Source organism: Rhodococcus sp. IEGM 1379 (assembly GCF_030056815.1).
Lineage (GTDB): Bacteria > Actinomycetota > Actinomycetes > Mycobacteriales > Mycobacteriaceae > Rhodococcus_F.
In genome coordinates, this window is the sequence record NZ_JASHKR010000016.1 from 89,565 (window position 1) to 109,131 (window position 19,567).

Sequence of the window (19,567 nt, forward strand, 5' to 3'; positions counted from 1 at the left end):
GAAAGGGTAAACAAAGAGGGCCCCGACCGCACAAACGGCAGCCAGTATGAGCACAAACAGTCTTCTGCCTTTCAGCACTCTCAGTTATCCGCCCAGTCAAGAAGGGCATCGACCGTCCAAGTATTGACTACCCGATTGGCGTCGACGCCACATTTCTCGGCCCGCTCACAGCCGTAACCCTGCCACGCTAATTGGCCGGGAGCATGGGCGTCGGTATCGATAGAAAAGAGACAGTCCAGTTCAAGTGCCAGCTCGATCAACCTGGACGGTGGGTCACGACGCTCGGGCCTCGAGTTGATCTCGACGGCAGTACCAGATTCACGGCACGCCTCGAAGACCTTTTCTGCATCGAACTGCGATTCCGGGCGCGTGCCGCGAGCACCTTCGACGAGGCGACCGGTGCAGTGGCCGAGAATGTCGACGCGCGGATTACACACTGCAGCAAGCATTCTGCGCGTCATAGCGTCGCATTCGGATCTGAGTTTGGAATGCACACTCGCAACAACTATATCGAGCTCGTCGAGAAGATCCGGGTCTTGGTCCAGCGAGCCGTCCTCAAGGATGTCCACCTCGATTCCGGTGAGAATGCGGAACGGCGCCAACTCCGCATTGAGCCCGGCAATAACGTCGAGTTGAGCGCGAAGGCGGTCTGCCGAGAGCCCATTGGCAACCGTCAAACGCGGTGAGTGGTCCGTGAGCGCGCAGTAGTCGTGGCCCAACGCTGCCGCTCGGCGCATCATTTCCTCGATCGGACTGCCGCCGTCCGACCAATCGGAGTGCGTATGAAGATCGCCGCGCAATGCCTGACGTAACGGGCCGTCACCAATCGGCTGGGCCTCACCTCGCAACTCCGCCAGATAGCCGGGCACCCCGTCGTAAGACTGCGCGATGATGGTGGCCGTCTTGGGTCCGATCCCGGTGAGCGCCTTCCAACTATCGGCTTTGCGACGCGCTTCCTTCTCGTGGTCCGACAGCCCCGCAAAAACCTCTGCCGCCCGGCGGTAGGCCTTCACCCGGTGCGTTTCGGCACGCGATCGTTCGAGCCAGTATGCGATCTCACGAAGCGCTTCACCCGGTTCCATGGGTCCACTGTTCCGTCACCAGGCTCTTGCGGCAACCCTTAATGCCTTTACGCTGTGGTTATGGACGATCCGAGAGCACGATTCGCCGCCGCGCGGGTGGCAAGTTTGGCCACTTCCGACGCCGATGGAGTTCCACACATCGTGCCGCTCGTGTTCGTGGTGGTCGGAGACACCCTCTATTCCTGTGTGGACCACAAACCGAAAACCACCACAGCGCTTCGTCGGCTCCGAAATATCGCGCAGAACCCGCGAGTCAGTCTGTTGGTCGATCGTTACGACGACGACTGGTCTCAGCTCTGGTGGGTACGGGCGGACGGGGAGGCAGAGATACTCGAACCAAGAACGCCCGGGGCAGAAATAGCGATCGATGCATTGGCCCGAAAATACCCGCAGTACGTCGACACCCGTCCCGACGGCCAGGTGATCGCCGTCCGAAACCTACGATGGTCATCATGGGAGTCATTGCCCGGCAACATCATCAGCGAGATACGTCGCATAGTTTCGCTATCGCACGTCAACGACCCAGCTACGACGCCTATCTTTCCCGGCGACCCGAAATTTACACTGGACACCGCTGCAACCATCAAAGCCGACGGCTACTACCTGCAGTACGTGAAGCAGGGTGAGCACACCGGAACACATTGGGGCGCACCGGCACATTTCGAAATCGGCGGCCTCACCGCGGATCAACTGGATCCGGCAGATCTCCATCTACCGGCAGTGAAGATCGACGTACGAGCGCAGGCGGGCAACGATGCCGACTATGTCCTCACTGTCGCCGATCTGGAAGAGTGGGAATCGCAGCACGGACGCATACCGAACGGGTCGGCCATTATCGCGTGGACCGGCTGGGAATCTTGTTGGGGCACAGACAGTTACGCCAACAATGACACTTCCGGCGTGTGCCATCAGCCAGGCTTCGGTATCGAAGCTGTTCAGTGGCTCCTCGCCTCCGGCCGACTGGGCAGACAGGGCGCACTGGGTATCGATACCTTCGGTCCCGACGCCGGCACCGACAGCAGTTACGCGGTCTCCAAGCTTCTGTACGGTGAGCACCGCATCAGCCTGGAAAATCTCACCAACCTGAGCGCGCTACCCACTACCGGAGCCCACATACTGGTGGGCGGCACCGTCAATCGGGGCGGTTCGGGATCGCCAGCGTCGATCTACGCACTGCTTGGCTAGGACGTCTACTTAGCTAGGCTGGGCGAATGCGTCCTACTGCCTTGATCACCGGTTCCAGCCGCGGCCTCGGAGCTGCCATTGCGCGCGAACTCGCGCCCACGCACAACCTGCTGCTGGGTGCACGGTCCGCACGCTCTCTCGAGCCGATAACGGCTGAACTATCCGGATCGACGCCCTGGCCCGTCGACCTCACCGATTACGACGCCGTAGCTGCCGCTGCCCGCTCGATCGATAATCTGAACGTCCTCGTTCACAACGCCGGTATTGCAGACCTCGGCACCATCGAAGAATCCTCCGTCGACCAGTGGCGCCGCACCTTCGAAGCCAATGTCATTGCCGTCGCCGAACTGACGCGGGTTCTCCTTCCCACATTGCGCGCAGCGGGCGGCCATGTCGTGCTGATCAACTCCGGTGCCGGGCTGCGCGCCAACTCCGGCTGGGCTTCGTACGCGGCTAGTAAGTTCGCGCTCCGTGCGTTCGGCGACGCTCTGCGGCTCGAGGAGCCGATGCTGCGCGTGACGTCCATCCACCCCGGGCGCATTGATACCGATATGCAGCGCGCGATAGTGGACGGTGAAGGGGGCGATTACGATTCGGCGCGCTTCCTGAAGGCCTCTACCGTCGCTCGAGCAGTGCGCACGGCCGTTGAAACGCCCGCTGACGCCCATCCGACGGAGATAGTGCTCCGGCCCACCGGAAGGTAAAACGCCTGCACACGGGTAACAGAATGATGACGATCACCTTCCTGTTCTCGCTTTGTCGAAAGCCATCCGGATACTGACATCAGTTGTCCGACAATGCCATTGAAAGGCGGTGCACGATACATAATCATACGGATACGTGGGGAGTATCCCCCGAGACATTCCTGCAGTGGTACGTCGTCGCTGCCTCCGGCGCGTTGGTAATCTCGCTGCTGATCAGAGGCGCGGCGACGCGAAAGCACGCACCGACTCCGCGTCCACTGACACCGCCGGAAATGGGCGTCCTCACCAGCGACTTCCGGGCAGTACAGGCGGCTGTGGCAGAAGGCAGCACTGCGGGCCACCGCGACCGCTTCACTCGCATAGTCCGTGCGCGGGTCGAGAACGGCGGCGGGGTGGTGGCGCCGTCACAGCTGGTGTCCACACTCTCGCTGCCGCTGCTGGAACTACGCAGTGGACTGGTGCGGGACGGTTATCTGAATGGGAACCGCGTCCGTAGTCTGATCAGACTGTCCCGATTGCCCGTAGTGATCGTCATCATTGTCGGAGTTTTCCGGATCGTATTCTGCTTCGTGAACGGAAACGCGGCGGGATACCTGCCGTTAGTCGTCGCTACACTCGCGATCGCTGCTGCACGGCTCCTACGACTGCGACGACGCACTCGTTTCGGTGACGCCGAATTACGCAGGCTGGCAGACGAATATTCGTATTTGTCACCTCGCTCACGACCGTCTTTCGCGACGTACGGACCGATGTCGGCCGAGATCGCCGCGGCGCTGTTCGGACCTGGCCGCCAGGCCGCCTGGTCACCCGGATGCGGCAGCGAGTCTTCACCGTCGAGCTGCTCCAGCTTTACCAGCAGCGCACACGGTGGGGGGTGAGCGGGATGAGCGCCTATGCAGCCGACACGTGGGGAATCCCCAGTCAGACCTTTCTGCAGTGGTACCTACTGGCTGGTGCCGTCGCAGTGGGGCTCTCTCTGTACAGCCGAATTCTGGCTCGCCGCACCCCCAGCGCTGTCGACACAGTCCGTCCGCCACTGACTCCTCCCGAAGTAGGCGCGCTGACCAGCGATTACCAGGCGATCCTGGCGTCGATGGCGATCTTGCGCAGTGCCGAGCTGATCACCACCGACGGAAAGACCAAGCTGGCACTGAGTCCGGAGGACAAGAATCGTCTCGACTGGTTCACCCGCACAGTGCACAAGCGGCTCGGCAACGGAAAGGTACCGCTACGGCAAGTGCGTCTGATGGGACGGCTGAACATTGCACTCGCGCAACTACGTACGTCGTTGATCGACGCCGGCTATCTCCAGCGACCACAGCGGGGTCTGGGAGCGGCATTACGGATCGTCCCGATCGTGGTGGTCATCGTGATCGGAGTAGTCCGTCTGATCGCCGGGATTACGGGAGGCAAGCCCGTCGGCTACCTGTTCACGGCCATCATCGTGCTCGCGGTGCTGATTCCGTTCTTGCGTAGAAACAGCCGCCGCACTGCGTTAGGCGATGTGGAACTCCGACGGATGAAGCGTGAGAATTCGTATCTCTCCCCGAAACTACGGCCGTCTTTCACCAGCTACGGACCATCGCTCGCGGGCCTCTCTGCAGCCCTGTTCGGTTCCGGCGCACTGGTTCTGATCGATCCTGCGTTAGCGGGAGCGTTGTCGACAGGTGCTGCGTACGGTCCTGGCGGTGGAGGCAGCGGCTCGAGTTTCAACAGTTGTGGATCTTCTTCCGGATCGGATAACAGCAGTAGCAGCAGTTGCGGCGGCGGGGGGTGTGGAGGATGAACACCGATTCAGCCGACACTTGGGGAATCCCGAGTGAGGACTTCCTCGACGGCTACATCGCCGTCTCACTCGCGCTGATCGCCCTGACTCTCATGTGGCGTTTGACAATTCGAGCGCGCCGGTACGAAAGTGAGTCCGCAGATCAGCTGACACCACCCGAAGTCGGCATCCTCACAAGCGAGTCCCGTTCCATCGCAGCATCATTGGCGATCCTGCGTTGCGCCGGCCTTATCACCGTCGATGGGGCTGTGCTGCGACCGTTGAACCCGGCAGATGCCACACTCGATTGGTATACCCGAACCGTCTACCAACGACTGGCCGAGCAAGCCCTACCCAGTCGTCCACGCCAACTGGCCGAGCGAATGACCGTGGAAACGGCACAACTACGAAACTCGTTGGCGGACCGGGGATACCTGACTTCGTCGAACACCAGACGCTCGATTCAGCGCTCCACGCTGCCACTGAAAATCCTGGTAGCCGTAGGAATCACCCGAATCGGGTTCGGTTTGTACAACGACAAGCCTGTCGAATTCTTGGTACTCGCCGTACTCGTCACAAGCTTCAGCATCCCGCTCCTCGGGCTGAACTTCGAACGCACGACCTCAGGCAATGCGGCCCGCTCGGAGCTCACCCGGTCGCACTCCTACCTGGCTCCGCGCAACAAACCTGCCTTCGCCGCATACGGACCACGATTGGCGGGAATGTCTGTGGCGCTCTTCGCTGGATCTGCGTTCCTGATGATCGATCCAGCGCTAGCCGCCGCAGCGGGAATAGGCGTAGTCGGCAGTGGCTCCAGCGGCGGCAACTGTAGCGGCGGAGGCGGAGGATGCGGCGGGGGCGGAGGATGCGGCGGGGGCGGAGGATGCGGGGGATGACTCTGAAAGGTCTGGGAATCGGCTGGCGCCCGGAAATCTCAGGGATCATCGCGCAACTGGACGGCCTCGCATTCTGTGAAGTGATCGCAGAATCCGTCGGAAACGAGGCGCCACTCGAACTGGAACGACTTGCTGTTCCGGTTATCCCCCATGGCATCTCACTGTCTCTAGGCGGTACCGAGATGCTGGATCCTCGTCGCATCGATCACCTGGCCCGCGTGGCCGGGGTGCTCGACGCTCCGATTGTCAGTGAACACCTCGCGTTTGTCCGCGCCGGCGGCATCGAGGCCGGGCATCTACTGCCGCTGCCGCGGTCATACGAAGCGTTAGAAGTCCTCACTCGCAACATCACTCGAACGCAGGACTGCCTGCCAGTACCCCTCGCAGTAGAGAACATCGCGGCCCTCTTCGATTGGCCGGACGACGAGTTGACCGAGGGCGAATTCCTCTCCGAGTTGATCGAGCGCACCGGCGTCCATCTGGTCCTCGACATCGCCAACGTGTACGCCAATGCACTGAACCGTCAGCGTGATCCGTGGACGGAACTGTATCGACTACCGCTCGAACGGATCGCATACTGCCACATCGCGGGTGGCAGTACACGCGACGGCAAGTATCACGACACCCACACCGATCCGGTACCTGAGCAAGTGCTGGAACTGCTCAATCACCTCACCGCGGAAGGGCATCACCTGCCAGTAATGCTCGAGCGAGACGGCAACTACCCACCGGCACTGGAACTGCTCGACGAACTCGACGCCATCGCCGACGCCGCAGGCCTTGTCCGCATCACCGCGGGTACCGATTGGTCACGCATATGAGCAGCCTCGAGGAGCGTCAGGAGGCACTGGTGCTCGCCCTGGTCGCTGGCGGCCCGTTGCCATCAGGGTTCGATACCGAGGCCGTTGCAGTGACATCTGCGGCACTGATCCGCAAACGCGCAGGAGAAGTGGCACACCACCTTCCGATGGTGCGCCACACTCTCGGCGATCGCTACCTCGGGTTGTTCACGGCCTGGGCAACCGGGCGGCCGAAGACATCGTCATACGCCGACGCGCAAGCGTTTGCCGCACACATACGCGCCTTGAAGATCGGTGAGCTGACTCGCCGGACCTGGTATCAGCGTCTACTACGTAAGTGAGACAACAGCTTCACTCGTGTACATCAGGAACGTCATCGATTCCTGGAAGTACAGTTCCACCGAGTTTGCGTCATGAGACAGGTAGCCGATCGACAGGTCCTGCCCGATATGCAGCTCGTAATCCCCACCGCGAGTAGACATCAGGAATGCACCGTCGATAGCCGGCGCCCAGATGATGTCGCCGTCGAGTACGCGTCGTATGTGCTCTCGGATGGGGTAGCCGTGATCGGAGGTCTCGTTGATCTGCGTGAACGCATCGGCATTGAGCAGCAACGAGTACGGCCCGTTGACGCCGGCCAAGCGCAAGGATGTGAGCGCCTGGCTGATGGCCTCCGGATAGTCCTTCGCGTCGATGGGCAGCGCCAGTTCAGGGTTGGATCCGCTAGCGCGAACACCGGTGATGTTCGCGGCCGGGTATCCCTCGAATACAGCGCGGTCCTCGGCAAACGCGATCTTTTTCGCGGCATCTTTCACCGGCTGCCAATCGGAATCCTTTGCGCCACGCTCGACGTCGTCGATTGCCTGGCGACTGACCGTGAACGGCACCCGCAGTTCGATGATCGGCTGCGACTGGCGGGCATGGGCAATCACACCGTCTGCGAGTGAGCTGATGGGAATCTGATGACCCAACGCAACGCAGGCTAGATCAACTCCCGCCGGACCTTCGACGTCGACGACGCGTCGGCCCGCCACGTGACGCTTGAAGGTGCGGCTGGCTTCTTCCTCGATCTCGGCCCATGCTGCTGCCGAAATGGGTGCTAGATCGCGGTGCAGATTTGTCATTACCAGTCACTCCTTTTGAGGCTGCCGATTCCGAGAGAACCGTCAGAGTTCGGCGCTGTGAACTTCGCTTCGGGCACAAGGCGAGTCGGTAGATCCGGGGGATCGTCCAGAAAATCCGCCGTCGGAACAAAGAAGTTGATTCCGGTGACAGCAGTAGAGAATTCGAGAATCCGATCGGTGTTTCCGGGCGGGTTTCCGATGAACATATTGGTCAGCATCTGCTCGGTCACGGTCGGCGCCGCCGAATACCCGATGAAGTACGTGCCCATCTCAGCAGATCCGACGTGGCCGAACGGCATGTTGTCGCGCAGGATCTGGATCTGCTGTCCGGACTCGTCCTCGATGACCGTGAGCGCGGTGTGGGCGTTGGACGGCTTTGTCTCGTCGTCCATCTCGAGGTCCTCGAGTTTTGAACGCCCGATGACGTTTTCCTGTTCCGAGGTGGGCAGCGCGTTCCACCCGGACATGTCGTGGAGGTACTTCTGTACGATGACATAACTACTGCCCTCAAACTCGGGGTCTTCGTCACCGATCGTAACGGCAACGAATGCTGCTTGCCCGGAGGGGTTTTCGGTTCCGTCGACAAAGCCCATCAGGTCGCGTTGCTCAAAGTACTTGAATCCATGCACCTCGTCGATCACCGTCGCCGCCCCGGCCAATCGGTTCGTCACAACAGTCGCATATTCGAAACACAGGTCCATCTGCCGGGCACGAATGTGGAACAGCACATCACCGGGAGTCCGGGGCGCGTGATGCTTGTCGCCGGTCAATTCGATAAATGGATGCAATTGCGCTGGTCTCGGCCCTTCGAACAGCCGGTCCCACGCGTCCGAGCCGATTCCGACGACGGTAGCCAACCCGCCCGCCGGAACCCGGAATCCGATGGATCGCTGCAGGCCGGAGAGATCCGCCAGGATGTCGTGAACTGCCTGTTCACCGCCCTCGTCGATGGTGAAAACGAGGAAGATCGCGGCTTCGGTGAGAGGAGTCAGCAGGGGTTGCGGTATCGGCGGCATTGACGTTGCAGGCAGGGTTGTCTGGGCCTCATCGATTGCACTCGTTTCCGCCATGCACCTCAGTATGGACGATGTGGACACTAGATGCAGCGGACGATCAAGGCGTCGCAGCTTGCGCCCGCGAATCGAAGCCGGCGGGAATCTCGTAGATCCGGCCGTCGAACCCGGCGCGGTAGAGATGCCCGGCCGCAAAACCTGAGGTGCCGCGCCCGTACGTCAGCACACTCGATGCTTGCAGTCCGCTGGTAAGCGCGCAGTACTGGCCGGGCCCGTCGATGCGCCACACCTCGCCACTGATATCCGTCGGGACGATCGGACGATCGTAAGAATCGAGCGTCAAACCGTCAGGTGCAGAAAAGGTTTCAAGTCCGCCGAGATCGACCAACGATTCGGAGTACCCCGGATTGTCGACAGAAATACGGCTGACTCCGGGATTGGCGAACGTACGCGAGACGTACAGCCAGCGATTGTCCGAACTCAACGCCGCACCGTTTGCACTCGGAAGATTCGCCCACGCCGGGTCGACGGCACCGTTCGGACTCACTGTGCCGATCAGTGAACCGAAATCGTTGGTAGCGAAGATTGTTCCGTCGTGTGCCACTGCCAAGCCGTTTGCGGCGCTCAAACCGCCTGCAAACGGCGTAACCGCGCCGGTATTGACATCAACCCGGGCTACGGACGCCTGACGCGTTAGATCGCCGATCAGAACCCCCGCATTGGTTCCTGTTCCCACCAGCAGTGAACCGTCGGGGCTCCACGCGAGCGCGCCGGCACCACCGGGCACCGTCGCGATCGGAACTGCGGCCTGACCAGGAGCGTCGACGCGGAAGATTTGTCGGCTCACCAAGTCCGTCGTATACAGACGGCCCTGCCCGTCGACGGTGACTCCCTCGAGGGCGGCACCGGGAATCTGTGCGCTGAGAATTGCCGGCGACGAACCTGGGCATAGTTGCGCCGCGCCGGCACCGGAAACACCCAGCGTAAGAAGCGAACCAGTAAGCAGCGAACCGGCAACAAGCGCTCCGGTGAGACCAACACGAATACCGCGGTCGAAGATCCTGGTGTGCATTGTGGCAACCGTAGACCTTTTGCGAGGATTCGCCTAGAGACTGCGCACGAACTCCACCAGAAGTTCACTGACCTCGTCGGCACGCTCCTGCTGAACGAAGTGCCCCGCACCGTCGAGGAGATGGACGCCGCGCAGGTCCGGCACGGTTTCCTTCATACGCACCAACGCCTTCGGTCCGCTCATGGCAATCACCGGGTCTTCGGCACCGGCGACGAAGAGCGTCGGAACCGTAATGTGAGCGCCGTTCAAGTCCTCGCTACGTTCCCAGTTCGCGTCGTACGCGCGGTACCAATTCAAACCACCAGTGAAGCCTGTTGCAGTAAAAGTCTTTACGTACACATCGAAATCTTCTTCGGTGAGCCACGACCACGGCAGCGGCGGAGCCTCCGGAAGTACGTCCAGGTAGCCGTTGCCTTCGGACGGGTTCTTCCAGACGTCGAGGTACCGATATTCACCGGAAAGCGCGAAAAACAGGCGGTGCAAGAATTCGCGAGGGTGAGCGTCCAGTTCTCGCTCGGCCACACCCGGTTCCTGAAAATAGTGAATGTGCAGAAAGTGTTTGGCCGCCATCGACGCGTAGATCACGGAAGGCCGGGCCGGAAATCGATCCGGCGCATACGGCACGGCCAAGGAGACCAGTCCCGCAACACGTTCCGGGTATCGCAGCGCCGTCGTCCAGGCAGCAGGAGCCCCGAAATCGTGACCGACAAACACGGCCTTGTCGATCTCCAGGGCGTCGAGGAGCGCAATCATACGCTCTGCCACAGCATCATTGGTGTAATCGACGATGACACTTGGCCGCGTCGTTCCACCGTAACCAGGCATGTCGAGCGCAATCGCCCGGAACCCGGCATTCGCAAGTGCCGCGGACTGATGCCGGTAGCTGTACCCGAGACCGGGGAAGCCGTGGCACATCACCACGGCTTGCCCCGAACCCGAATCGTCCAGCTGCCAACGGAATCCGTCGACGTCAATCGCCTTCAGAGTCATATCAGCTCTGGATCATGTCTTCCTGGCCCCAGAAGGCGCGCATCGACGTGATCTTCGCGTCATCGTCGAAAGTCATGACATCGATGGGCGCGATGGTCAACCGCTTGTCACCCATTTTGGTGATGAGCGAGAAGTGGAATGCGGCTTCATTGCCCGCGATGCGCAGGGTCTCGAGATGAGCTTCCTGGTCGAAATTTTCGATCACGGAATAGAACTCGTGAATCGACTCGCGGGTTGTGCGCACATCGGTGCCCACCGGGTCTTCGACCGTCGCGCCTTCGGCATACAGCGCGACAACCTGGTCGGCAGTGCCGGTGGCAACGGCATTCATGTATGCCTCGACGGTCTTACGAATTGCTTCTGCGGACGGTGCCATGAAATACCCCTCGTAGTTAGAACAGGTTCTATTCGTGAGGATAGCGCAGGGACCTCGACTACCGAACCCGATTCGCCTCACCCATTCGGATCCCGACTCGGTGATTAACAGGACAGAACTTCGGGGACCCGCTCTGAACACATGCGTCAGACGCCTGTCTCACGTAGGAACGGACTCCCTGAGATCGCTTCGTCACTGCCTCGCCGCACTACTCGTCGCCGCCAGTCTGGCTGCCGCTCCGCTGGCTCTGAGCCCAAGAGTCAGCCAAGCCGAGCCGACAACCAGCACGTTTCAGATACCACTTGTCTGGAATGCCCACATCTGGCTCTGTAACGGGTTCATCCCATTCTGCGCTGTCAATCCCGTGGCAATCACCGGCGAGGTACCCGGCACCGTGACGCTTCCTCCCGTTGCCACCTCCTACCCAGACGACTTCTACTGGATTCACCGGACCAATATTTCTACCGCCACATCAGGTGTCGCAACCCTCGATCGCACTGGACTGCACAGCGTTGTCACCGACCCCGGCCTGGTCACCGCCTCGATGACAATGGCCTCGGAGCTCATCGCAGGAACCGAAGCGTTCTGGGTGCCGTGAGGCACCACGTACTGGACTCTCCAGCGTTTTGGCACGGTCACACACGAATATTGCCGACCTATTGACTCGTGGCCCTCCACAGTGAAAACTGACCACAAACGTTGTCACTCCAGCATCCTGACGAGATCGCCTGACCGATAACAATTTTGGACAAATTGCCCTTGGTCAGGCGATAGTTGCTGCGCTGGAAACCTAGGGAGATCCAGTGCTCACTACGTTCAACAGGTTCAGGTTCAACAGCTTTCGTATTCTCTTATCCGTTCTGGCTGGCGTCATCCTTGCAACGACGGCCACTACGCAGGCTCATGCAGCGCCTACGGAGTCCCAATACCTCGACCTTCCCGAGATCAATCAGGACGGAACCAGCGCTGGAGGATTGAATCCCACACTGCCGCTTGATCGTTCCGAACTCAAGTCCGCACTGTCGTCAGCCCGCAATTCCGGTATCGACCCCAGTCGCTACGCAACCCTGCTGCGCCAATACTGGCTTGTCGTCGGGGCGGAGAATGCGAATATCGAACTGGCGAACTGGGATCCCCAGCGCGGACTGGCAGCCAACCGAACTACGATCGACGATGTCTATGTCAACTATCTGCGGATGACCAACGCCCACCCCGAACTGTATTGGTCCGGAATGGCCGGCCTGGCCGGTGTGTCATTCGCTTCCGGTTTCTACGACCTGGGCGATGCGTCCACCATTCTGAGCGTCAACGGCGTCCACCAACTTGCCGACGCGGCCGCCGGGGTAGTCGCAGCCTTCCCTCCGGGAACAACCAGCCCGCTACCATCCGACCTCCAACTCCTGATCACACAAGGACCACACACCGATTCCGGAGACATCGATTGGTACGTCACACGACTCCTCACCATGCAGAAGCACATCTTCATGGATCTGGTTCCGATGCATGAGGCCTATATCGCACTGGGCAGCAAGGGAATCGAAGAGTTCGAACGAGCCGGACTATTCGACGACAACATTTCGCAGGCCTGGCAAGGCATCTCCGAGGGCACTCCCGACAGTCTCGCCGACGCCCTGATCCGAATGGCGTCGCGAGAGCAAAATCAGGTGATCGCAGATCAGTGGGATACCACGACACAGGGGCGCGGCAGCATAGGGCGAGTTCTCACCTACGTCACTACCGTAGCCGGAAAGCCTGCTGTACCAGGTACTCCCGCACCCGGGACCTACGCACCGATTGAGGTGACCGTGAATCTGGCAGGAGCGAGGACAGCGGTGACGGCGCCGCTTCCTGCCTTCAACTGGGCTGATCGGGAACCGCGATGGTCATTCATTGCCGACGAGCTGGCTCCCAGTTATATCACTGCAGTACAACAACATTCACGAGAGACGCAGGCGATACTCGCGAATCCGTTTACAGAAATGTCGGCGCGGGGGCGGCTGATTCCCCGATTGCCGGATCTCCTGTATGACCTCACAACCGGGTGGGAGTTGCAACCGGCCTGACAAGCACGGATGCATAAGCCGCAGATACGGCTGTGCGCCGTTTCGGTAGTGGGAACTACCAAAACGGCGCACACGGGGCAGTGCCCCTCAGTTACACGGGCGTTGCCCCTACAAAACGATATTCACCATCTTGCCGGGAACAACGATCACTTTGCGGGGAGCGTTGCCCTCGAGCAGAGCGACGATCTTCTCGTCTGCCAGAGCGATTTCCTCGACAGCCTTGCGATCGGCATCAGCCGGGACGCTGATGCGGCTACGCACCTTGCCGTTGACCTGGATCGGGTACTCGACCGTGTCTTCGACAAGCCACTTCTCTTCGACGGCAGGGAAGGGGCCGTGCGCAAGGGATTCCGCGTGTCCGAGGCGCGACCACAGCTCTTCCGCGAGGTGGGGAGCCAAGGGAGCGAGCATCAGCACCAACGGCTCCACAGCAGCGCGGGGGGCGCCACCAGGGAAGGCCTTGGTGAGGTGGTTGTTGTACTCGATCAACTTGGCAGCAGCCGTATTGTCGCGCAGCGCCGTGTAATCCTCACTGACGCCGGCGATTGCCTTGTTGAGTGCACGCAACGTTGCCTCGTCGGGCGCTTCGTCGGTGACGCGGGCTTTGCCGGTCTCCTCGTCGATGACGACGCGCCATACACGCTGAAGGAAGCGCGCAGCGCCGACTACGTCCTTGGTCGCCCACGGACGCGAGGTGTCCAGCGGACCCATCGACATCTCGTAGACGCGCAGGGTATCGGCACCGTATTCGGCGCAAATCTCGTCCGGCGCAACGGCATTCTTGAGGCTCTTGCCCATCTTGCCGTACTCGCGGTTGACCTCGGCGCCGTCGTAGAAGTACTTGCCGTCACGCTCGACGACCTCTTCGGCCGGCACGTAGACGCCACGAGCATCGGTGTACGCGTAGGCCTGGATGTAGCCCTGGTTGTACAGGCGGCGGTAGGGCTCGCTCGAGCTGACGTAGCCCAGATCGAAGAGCACCTTGTGCCAGAAACGCGAGTACAGCAGGTGCAGCACTGCATGCTCGACGCCACCGACGTAGAGGTCAACTCCGCCGGGATCGTTGGGGCCGTGCAGTTCCGGACGCGGACCGGTCCAGTACGCCTCGTTCTGCGGATCGCAGAAGGTGTCCTGGTTGGTGGGGTCGATGTAGCGCAGCTGGTACCACGAGCTGCCCGCCCACTGCGGCATGACATTGGTGTCGCGGTGGTAGGTCTGCAGTCCGTCACCGAGATCGAGTTCGACGTTGACCCACTCGGTGGCCTTGTTCAGTGGGGGAGAGGGCTCGGAGTTGGCATCGTCCGCGTCAAAGGACACGGGGGCGTAGTCCTCGACCTCCGGAAGTACCACGGGCAGAGCCGAATCCGGCAGAGCGTGCGCGTTTCCGGCAGCGTCGTAGACGATCGGGAAAGGCTCGCCCCAGTAACGCTGACGCGCAAAGAGCCAGTCGCGCAGCTTGTACTGGATGGTGCCCTTACCGTGTCCGGCTTCTTCGAGCTTGCTAATGATGGTCGCCTTGGCCTCGGCGACATCCAGACCGTCGAGGTAGTCGGAGTTCACCAGCGCGCCGTCACCTGTATAGGCGGCTTCCGAAACATCGCCGACAGCGTCATCACCCCTCGCTGCGCTCGACCGAATAACTTCGAGAATATCGAGCCCGAATGCCGTCGCAAATTCCCAGTCACGGTGATCATGTCCGGGGACAGCCATGATGGCGCCGGTACCGTAGCCGGTCAACACATAATCAGCGATGAAGACGGGCACCTTGTGGCCGTTGACGGGGTTGACCGCGTAGGTACCGAGGAAGACGCCGGTCTTCTCCTTGTTTTCCTGACGCTCCAGGTCGGTCTTGGCAGCGATGGACTTGCGGTATGCCGCAACAGCTTCCACCGGGGTAGCGGCGCCGCCGGTCCAACGAGCGTCGACGCCTTCCGGCCACTCGGCTGCAGCCAGTTTGTCCACCAGGTCATGCTCGGGAGCCAACGTCACATAGCTGGCACCGAACAGCGTGTCGGGACGCGTCGTAAATACGTCGATGCCGAAGTCGCCGGCAGTGAAGGTAACTTCAGCTCCGTACGAGCGTCCGATCCAGTTGCGCTGCATGGCCTTGACCTTGTCCGGCCAATCCAGGTACTCGAGGTCGTCGACCAGGCGGTCGGAGTACGCGGTGATCCGCATCATCCACTGCTGGAGGTGCTTGCGGAAGACGGGGAAGTTGCCACGCTCGCTGCGGCCGTCACCCGTCACCTCTTCGTTGGCCAGCACCGTACCCAGACCGGGGCACCAGTTCACCATCGAATCAGACTGGTAGACAAGGCGGTACGAGTCCAGAACCTTGCCGCGTTCCGCAACGGTCAACGCCGCCCAATCGCGGCCGTCTTCCAAAGCTCGTTCACCCGAAGAGAATTCAGCCTCCAACTCCGAGATACGACGCGCCTTACCGGCAGCCTTGTCGTACCAAGCGCCATGGATCTGCAGGAAGATCCACTGCGTCCAATGGTAGAAATCGACATCGGTCGTCGCGAGGCTACGACGCTCGTCGTGACCCAGGCCCAGGCGTCGCAGCTGGCGCTGCATGTTGGCGATGTTCGCTTCGGTCGTCGTACGCGGGTGGGTGCCCGTCTGCACGGCGTACTGCTCGGCCGGCAACCCGAAGGCGTCGTAGCCGAGGGTGTGGAGCACGTTGTGGCCCTGCATGCGGTGGTAGCGCGCGAAGACGTCCGTCGCGATATATCCGAGCGGGTGGCCGACGTGCAGACCCGAACCCGAGGGGTACGGGAACATGTCCTGGACAAAGAGCTTGTCGGCGGGCACGCCCTCGGGGGAGGACAGCGGACCGACCGGATTGGGCGCGTTGAACGTGCCCTCCTCGCTCCAGCGGTCCTGCCAGCGCTGCTCGATCTGGCCGGCAAGCTCCGCGGAGTAGCGGTGCTGCGGGGTGGCGTCGACTGGTGAATCGGGGGACTGCGAAGACTCGGTCACTGTGGTCGCTATCTACTTGGCTGACGTTAAATACCGTTAACCAGGGTAGAGCCTTCACCACCCGGGCATACGGGCAACTCCACACGCACCTATCCTGTATGGGTGGTCATTGTTGCTGTAGTGCTGTTCGTGCTCGCTCTTGCCGTCGGCGGAGTCGCTGTCGCCGGCCTGATCGGCAAGCTCCCGCGTAACCGCTGGGCCGGTGTCCGTACCCCGGACACCCTGCGTAGCGAAGAATCGTTTGGCCTGGCCAACAAGGTCGCCGGTCCCACGATGGCTGCTGCAGCCGGACTTCTCGTCATCGGCGGCATCGCTGCTCTCACGATGAGCGTGGCCATGGGTCTCGGTATCGCCCTCGTCGCAGTTGTCGCAGCATTGTTCACTGCCGGTGCCGGTGGAGCCATCGGCGCCCGCGCCGCCGCTGCAATGCCCGAGCCGAGCGGCTGTGGCAACGACTGCAACTGCGGACACACCGACTCTGCTGTCGACCAAACGCCAGTAGCCAAGGCGGCAGCCTCTGCCAAGGAAGCTGCGTCGGAGTGCGGAGAGTCCTCCTGCGGCGCCTGCTCACTCAAGGGCGCCTGCCTACCGGCAAAGTGAATTGATTCACGTGAAACATCGCGTGGTTGACCCCGCCGGAGCAATCTTCGGCATCCTGATTCCCGCGTTGTGCGCGTTCGGTAGCGTCGTCCTCACAAAAATGTGGGAAGACCGCCTGCCTGAGAAAATTGCCACGCACTGGACCACCACGTCGGCCGACGGCTTTTCGACACCCACCGCCAACGCGTGGACCGTCGCGCTTCTGACGCTGCTCTTCGGCGGCGGACTCAGCGCAGTTGCGGCTCTGGCGCCGGCAATGCTGATGATGCGGCGCTTCATGCTGGTTACCGGACTCGGCATCGTCGGATTGATCACCACCGTCAATGTTGCGCTGCTGTACAACCAACTCGACGTCGTAGATCCGTCCACGACCTCACTGCCGTATTGGTCCATCGGTGTGGGTGCATTGATCGGCGGCGCGCTCGGCTACCTGGGCGCCCGCACACTGCGCGACTACCGCGTCCACGAGCAAGCCTCCGGAATGCCCTCACCCGCGCTCCCACGCAGCGACGCTGCACTACCGATCTCCGACGACGTGGGCTTCTCTGCCAAGGGTTCGGCCATCCTCGCGCTGATCACCCTCGTACCCGGCGTACTCCTAAGCCTGTCGATGGGTTCGTACTGGTCGCTGTTCATGTTCGCAGCGCTCGCACTGCTCCTTGTCAGCCTCGTACGCTTTCGCGTCACGGTGGACGAGAGCGGCATCTCCGTCGTCAACATGGGCATGCGCGCGATGGAGTACGACGCCGACGAGGTTGTGGACGCCAAGGTCGCCGAGATCAAACCGTTCACCGATTTCGGCGGCTGGGGCCTCAAGAAAAAGGGGCGACGCAACTACGGCATCGTCACGCGCACCGGGCCCGCTGTGGTCATCACGTTTGCCAGTGGCGACCGGCTCACCATCACCACACCGAAAGCCGAAGACATGGCCGGGGCCCTGAATCGCCTGGCCGCCGCCCGAACTCAATAAGGTTCGCAACCTCCGGCCGAACCTGACCCGATCGCTTCCTGCGTTTTCTCCAGGTAGCCGCAGGCTGCGGTTCGCGCTCGGTCGACGTCCCGATCAGCGATGGCGTCGGCAACCTCGCGATGATGGAACGATGTCAACGACGGGGGGTGAACACCTTCCGTCACGTCGTACGTGGCACGAACCGTCTCGAGAATTCCAGCGAACAGATCCTTCAAGACAGGATTGTGGGCAGCATTCACGACAGCGGTGTGGAACGCGAGATCAACATCGGCGAAGTCTTCGACAGCGACGTCACGCTTCTCGGCTAACTCGCGAAGTATCCGGACGTCCGCGTCGGTACGTCGATCGCACGCCAATCGAACAGCCTCGATCTCGAGGGCACGCCTGACTTCGAAGACATACTTCATCTCGTCGACAGCGGTGCGCTTTCCCAGCAGACCACCGATGTCGGTCCGCGCCCGCACGAAAGTGCCCGATCCGCGCCTGATCTCAAGGACACCGGTTGACGTCAGCGTTTTGATCGCTTCACGAACGGTATTCCGGCCGACCCCCAGAACACTCATCAATTCCGGCTCGGTGGGGATGCGGTTTCCGACGGTCCACGAACCGTCGGCGATTTGTGCCCGCATCCAATCGAGGGATTGTTCATACGCCGATTCCTTGCGAACCACAGTCATCTGCTCATCCTCACAGCATTCGCGCCAGTCGATCCACTCACCTACGATACGTAGGACGACCCATGTATTTCAACTACTCGTGAATCCGAGGAGGGGCTTCCCACGTCCACGACAGCTGTCGCCACCGAAGACCACACACGTCACACGAACCGACACTTCTACGGCGTGGGCTATGTCCTCACCGTGATCCTTCTCGGCGCGAACATGCCCACATCCGTCTATGGGCTCTACCGCAGTGAATTCGGATTCACGCCCACCATCCAGACACTCATCTACGGCGTCTATGTCGCGGGACTGGTACCGGCGCTGCTGTTCTTCGGCCCGCTTTCCGACGCTCTCGGCCGGCGCACGGTGCTGCTGGCCGCACTCGCGTTGAGCGTCGTCGGCACGCTCGTTCTGGCATTCGCCGACGCGACGGTGTGGTTGTTCGTCGGTCGAATCGCTCAGGGAATCGCGGTGGGCGCTGCCAGTGCGGCGGGCAGTGCCGCGTTGGTGGAACAGGAACCGAAGTTCGACCACCGTCGAGCAGCTCTCGTCTCCACAGTGACCGGAGCACTGGGCGGTGCGCTCGGGCCGCTCGTCTCGGGCGCGATCGCGCAGTACCTTCCCCAACCCCTTCGACTGCCCTACCTGATTTTTCTTGTCGCATTCGTTCCGGCACTGATCGTGCTACTACTGCTTCCTCGGACCGGGTACGGCACACGCCCCAAGACTTTCTTCCAGATTCCTCACGTTCCCGTAGTCATCCGGGAGACGTTCTGGCTCAGTTCGCTTGCCGTCGCACTGTGCTGGGGAGCCGTGGGTCTTTTCCAATCTGTAGTGCCGTCCTGGATGACCAGCCTGTTGAACATCGACAATCTTCTGCTCGCCGGAGGTGCTGCCGCGCTGGTGATGATCTGCTCGGTGATCGCTCAACTCGGCGGTAGCCGGATGGACCCACGGACGTCCACGATCGTCGGACTCGGAATTCTCGCTCTCGGGATGATCGGGTTACTCGTAGTCGACCTTGTTCCGAGTCTCGTCTTGCTGAGTATCGTTACCGTCGTAGTCGGCGCCGGTCACGGACTGGTCTTCGCCGGCGGAATGAAACGAGTCAATGCGGCGGCGCGAGCACACGCACGCGAAAGCCATGGCGAAATTCTGGCCGCCTTCTTCACCGTCAGCTACGCAGGTTTGGCGATACCGTCGATTCTCGCGGGCATTGCAATCACGATCCAGGGAATGCAGACGGCCATCATCGAGCTGTCGATCATCGGGACGCTGCTGTG

At 61.3% G+C, this 19,567-nt stretch carries 19 protein-coding genes and 2 pseudogenes; 13 read left to right on the plus strand and 8 right to left on the minus strand.

All coding sequences use genetic code 11. From position 1 onward, the window contains the following. Positions 1-80 precede the first annotated feature (80 nt). On the minus strand, positions 81-1,082 hold the full coding sequence (locus tag QM600_RS12090; RefSeq protein WP_283261697.1) for a PHP domain-containing protein: 1,002 nt from the start codon (positions 1,080-1,082) through the stop codon (positions 81-83). Positions 1,083-1,142: 60 nt separating this feature from the next. Between QM600_RS12090 and QM600_RS12095 the strand changes: the two are divergent. The 8 genes and pseudogenes from QM600_RS12095 to QM600_RS12130 form a co-directional block, all read left to right on the plus strand. Then, positions 1,143-1,544, plus strand: a pseudogene (locus QM600_RS12095) (TIGR03668 family PPOX class F420-dependent oxidoreductase); the annotation flags it as partial. A gap of 48 nt (positions 1,545-1,592) precedes the next feature. Then, positions 1,593-2,267: pseudogene (locus QM600_RS12100) on the plus strand (cyclase family protein); the annotation flags it as partial. A gap of 26 nt (positions 2,268-2,293) precedes the next feature. Further along, the gene (locus tag QM600_RS12105) at positions 2,294-2,971 is read left to right on the plus strand and encodes an SDR family oxidoreductase (protein ID WP_283261698.1); all 678 of its coding nucleotides are present in this window, start codon (positions 2,294-2,296) and stop codon (positions 2,969-2,971) included. Between the two features lie 83 nt (positions 2,972-3,054). After that, positions 3,055-3,849 carry a TIGR04222 domain-containing membrane protein gene (locus tag QM600_RS12110; RefSeq protein ID WP_283261699.1) on the plus strand — a complete coding sequence of 265 codons (795 nt, stop codon included), beginning with the start codon at positions 3,055-3,057 and terminating at the stop codon, positions 3,847-3,849. 5 nt (positions 3,850-3,854) lie between these two features. After that, complete coding sequence (locus QM600_RS12115; RefSeq protein ID WP_283261700.1) at positions 3,855-4,757, plus strand: TIGR04222 domain-containing membrane protein; 903 nt, start codon at positions 3,855-3,857, stop codon at positions 4,755-4,757. Beyond that, positions 4,754-5,632 (plus strand): TIGR04222 domain-containing membrane protein, encoded by an 879-nt coding sequence (locus QM600_RS12120; protein ID WP_283261701.1) that lies wholly within the window; start codon positions 4,754-4,756, stop codon positions 5,630-5,632. The genes QM600_RS12115 and QM600_RS12120 overlap by 4 nt, the downstream gene beginning before the upstream one ends. Beyond that, positions 5,629-6,453: an MbnB/TglH/ChrH family RiPP precursor modification enzyme gene (locus QM600_RS12125; RefSeq protein WP_283261702.1), complete on the plus strand. Its 825-nt coding sequence runs from the start codon at positions 5,629-5,631 to the stop codon at positions 6,451-6,453. The genes QM600_RS12120 and QM600_RS12125 overlap by 4 nt, the downstream gene beginning before the upstream one ends. Further along, positions 6,450-6,773, plus strand: a complete 324-nt coding sequence (locus QM600_RS12130; RefSeq protein ID WP_283261703.1) for an SCO6045 C-terminal-like domain-containing protein — start codon at positions 6,450-6,452, stop codon at positions 6,771-6,773. The genes QM600_RS12125 and QM600_RS12130 overlap by 4 nt, the downstream gene beginning before the upstream one ends. Here QM600_RS12130 and QM600_RS12135 read toward each other — a convergent pair. The 5 genes from QM600_RS12135 to QM600_RS12155 all read right to left on the minus strand — a co-directional run bounded on the left by QM600_RS12135 (position 6,762) and on the right by QM600_RS12155 (position 11,007). Next, a complete protein-coding gene (locus tag QM600_RS12135) occupies positions 6,762-7,556 on the minus strand; it encodes a family 1 encapsulin nanocompartment shell protein (RefSeq protein ID WP_283261704.1) in 795 nt (264 codons plus the stop codon). The genes QM600_RS12130 and QM600_RS12135 overlap by 12 nt on opposite strands. Next, positions 7,556-8,572 (minus strand): Dyp-type peroxidase, encoded by a 1,017-nt coding sequence (locus QM600_RS12140; protein ID WP_283261719.1) that lies wholly within the window; start codon positions 8,570-8,572, stop codon positions 7,556-7,558. The genes QM600_RS12135 and QM600_RS12140 overlap by 1 nt, the downstream gene beginning before the upstream one ends. A gap of 97 nt (positions 8,573-8,669) precedes the next feature. Further along, on the minus strand, positions 8,670-9,641 hold the full coding sequence (locus tag QM600_RS12145; protein WP_283261705.1) for an SMP-30/gluconolactonase/LRE family protein: 972 nt from the start codon (positions 9,639-9,641) through the stop codon (positions 8,670-8,672). A gap of 33 nt (positions 9,642-9,674) precedes the next feature. After that, on the minus strand, positions 9,675-10,631 hold the full coding sequence (locus QM600_RS12150) for an alpha/beta fold hydrolase (RefSeq protein WP_283261706.1): 957 nt from the start codon (positions 10,629-10,631) through the stop codon (positions 9,675-9,677). 1 nt (position 10,632) lies between these two features. Next, positions 10,633-11,007 (minus strand): nuclear transport factor 2 family protein, encoded by a 375-nt coding sequence (locus QM600_RS12155; RefSeq protein WP_283261707.1) that lies wholly within the window; start codon positions 11,005-11,007, stop codon positions 10,633-10,635. Positions 11,008-11,371: 364 nt separating this feature from the next. Between QM600_RS12155 and QM600_RS12160 the strand changes: the two genes are divergently transcribed. Together QM600_RS12160 and QM600_RS12165 are read left to right on the plus strand one after the other, a co-directional pair. Continuing rightward, on the plus strand, positions 11,372-11,605 hold the full coding sequence (locus QM600_RS12160) for a hypothetical protein (RefSeq protein WP_283261708.1): 234 nt from the start codon (positions 11,372-11,374) through the stop codon (positions 11,603-11,605). A 205-nt stretch (positions 11,606-11,810) separates the two neighbouring features. Beyond that, positions 11,811-13,070 (plus strand): hypothetical protein, encoded by a 1,260-nt coding sequence (locus QM600_RS12165; protein ID WP_283261709.1) that lies wholly within the window; start codon positions 11,811-11,813, stop codon positions 13,068-13,070. Between the two features lie 108 nt (positions 13,071-13,178). Here the strand turns inward: QM600_RS12165 and leuS are convergent, their stop codons facing one another. Then, positions 13,179-16,052, minus strand: coding sequence for a leucine--tRNA ligase (gene leuS, locus QM600_RS12170; RefSeq protein WP_283261710.1), 2,874 nt, complete (start codon positions 16,050-16,052; stop codon positions 13,179-13,181). A 102-nt stretch (positions 16,053-16,154) separates the two neighbouring features. Between leuS and QM600_RS12175 the strand changes: the two genes are divergently transcribed. Then, positions 16,155-16,652 (plus strand): SdpI family protein, encoded by a 498-nt coding sequence (locus QM600_RS12175; protein WP_283261711.1) that lies wholly within the window; start codon positions 16,155-16,157, stop codon positions 16,650-16,652. Positions 16,653-16,662: 10 nt separating this feature from the next. Next, positions 16,663-17,622: a DUF1648 domain-containing protein gene (locus QM600_RS12180; protein WP_283261712.1), complete on the plus strand. Its 960-nt coding sequence runs from the start codon at positions 16,663-16,665 to the stop codon at positions 17,620-17,622. On the opposite strand, the gene QM600_RS12185 is transcribed toward QM600_RS12180, so the two are convergent. After that, the gene (locus tag QM600_RS12185) at positions 17,616-18,299 is read right to left on the minus strand and encodes a FadR/GntR family transcriptional regulator (RefSeq protein WP_283261713.1); all 684 of its coding nucleotides are present in this window, start codon (positions 18,297-18,299) and stop codon (positions 17,616-17,618) included. The genes QM600_RS12180 and QM600_RS12185 overlap by 7 nt on opposite strands. 165 nt (positions 18,300-18,464) lie before the next feature. On the opposite strand from QM600_RS12185, the gene QM600_RS12190 reads away from it, so the two are divergent. Next, positions 18,465-19,567, plus strand: a 1,103-nt coding sequence (locus tag QM600_RS12190) for an MFS transporter (RefSeq protein ID WP_283261714.1), incomplete at its 3' end; no start/stop codon positions are given.

What these genes read in the sequence shown, in the direction of transcription:
- QM600_RS12105 (WP_283261698.1), top strand. Translation starts at nt 2,294, where the DNA reads ATGCGTCCTACTGCCTTGATCACCGGTTCCAGCCGCGGCCTCGGAGCT.
- QM600_RS12090 (WP_283261697.1), bottom strand. Translation starts at nt 1,082, where the DNA reads ATGGAACCGGGTGAAGCGCTTCGTGAGATCGCATACTGGCTCGAACGA.
- QM600_RS12155 (WP_283261707.1), bottom strand. Translation starts at nt 11,007, where the DNA reads ATGGCACCGTCCGCAGAAGCAATTCGTAAGACCGTCGAGGCATACATG.
- QM600_RS12145 (WP_283261705.1), bottom strand. Translation starts at nt 9,641, where the DNA reads ATGCACACCAGGATCTTCGACCGCGGTATTCGTGTTGGTCTCACCGGA.
- QM600_RS12130 (WP_283261703.1), top strand. Translation starts at nt 6,450, where the DNA reads ATGAGCAGCCTCGAGGAGCGTCAGGAGGCACTGGTGCTCGCCCTGGTC.
- QM600_RS12140 (WP_283261719.1), bottom strand. Translation starts at nt 8,572, where the DNA reads ATGCCGCCGATACCGCAACCCCTGCTGACTCCTCTCACCGAAGCCGCG.
- QM600_RS12125 (WP_283261702.1), top strand. Translation starts at nt 5,629, where the DNA reads ATGACTCTGAAAGGTCTGGGAATCGGCTGGCGCCCGGAAATCTCAGGG.
- QM600_RS12185 (WP_283261713.1), bottom strand. Translation starts at nt 18,299, where the DNA reads ATGACTGTGGTTCGCAAGGAATCGGCGTATGAACAATCCCTCGATTGG.
- QM600_RS12120 (WP_283261701.1), top strand. Translation starts at nt 4,754, where the DNA reads ATGAACACCGATTCAGCCGACACTTGGGGAATCCCGAGTGAGGACTTC.
- QM600_RS12135 (WP_283261704.1), bottom strand. Translation starts at nt 7,556, where the DNA reads ATGACAAATCTGCACCGCGATCTAGCACCCATTTCGGCAGCAGCATGG.
- QM600_RS12150 (WP_283261706.1), bottom strand. Translation starts at nt 10,631, where the DNA reads ATGACTCTGAAGGCGATTGACGTCGACGGATTCCGTTGGCAGCTGGAC.
- QM600_RS12115 (WP_283261700.1), top strand. Translation starts at nt 3,855, where the DNA reads ATGAGCGCCTATGCAGCCGACACGTGGGGAATCCCCAGTCAGACCTTT.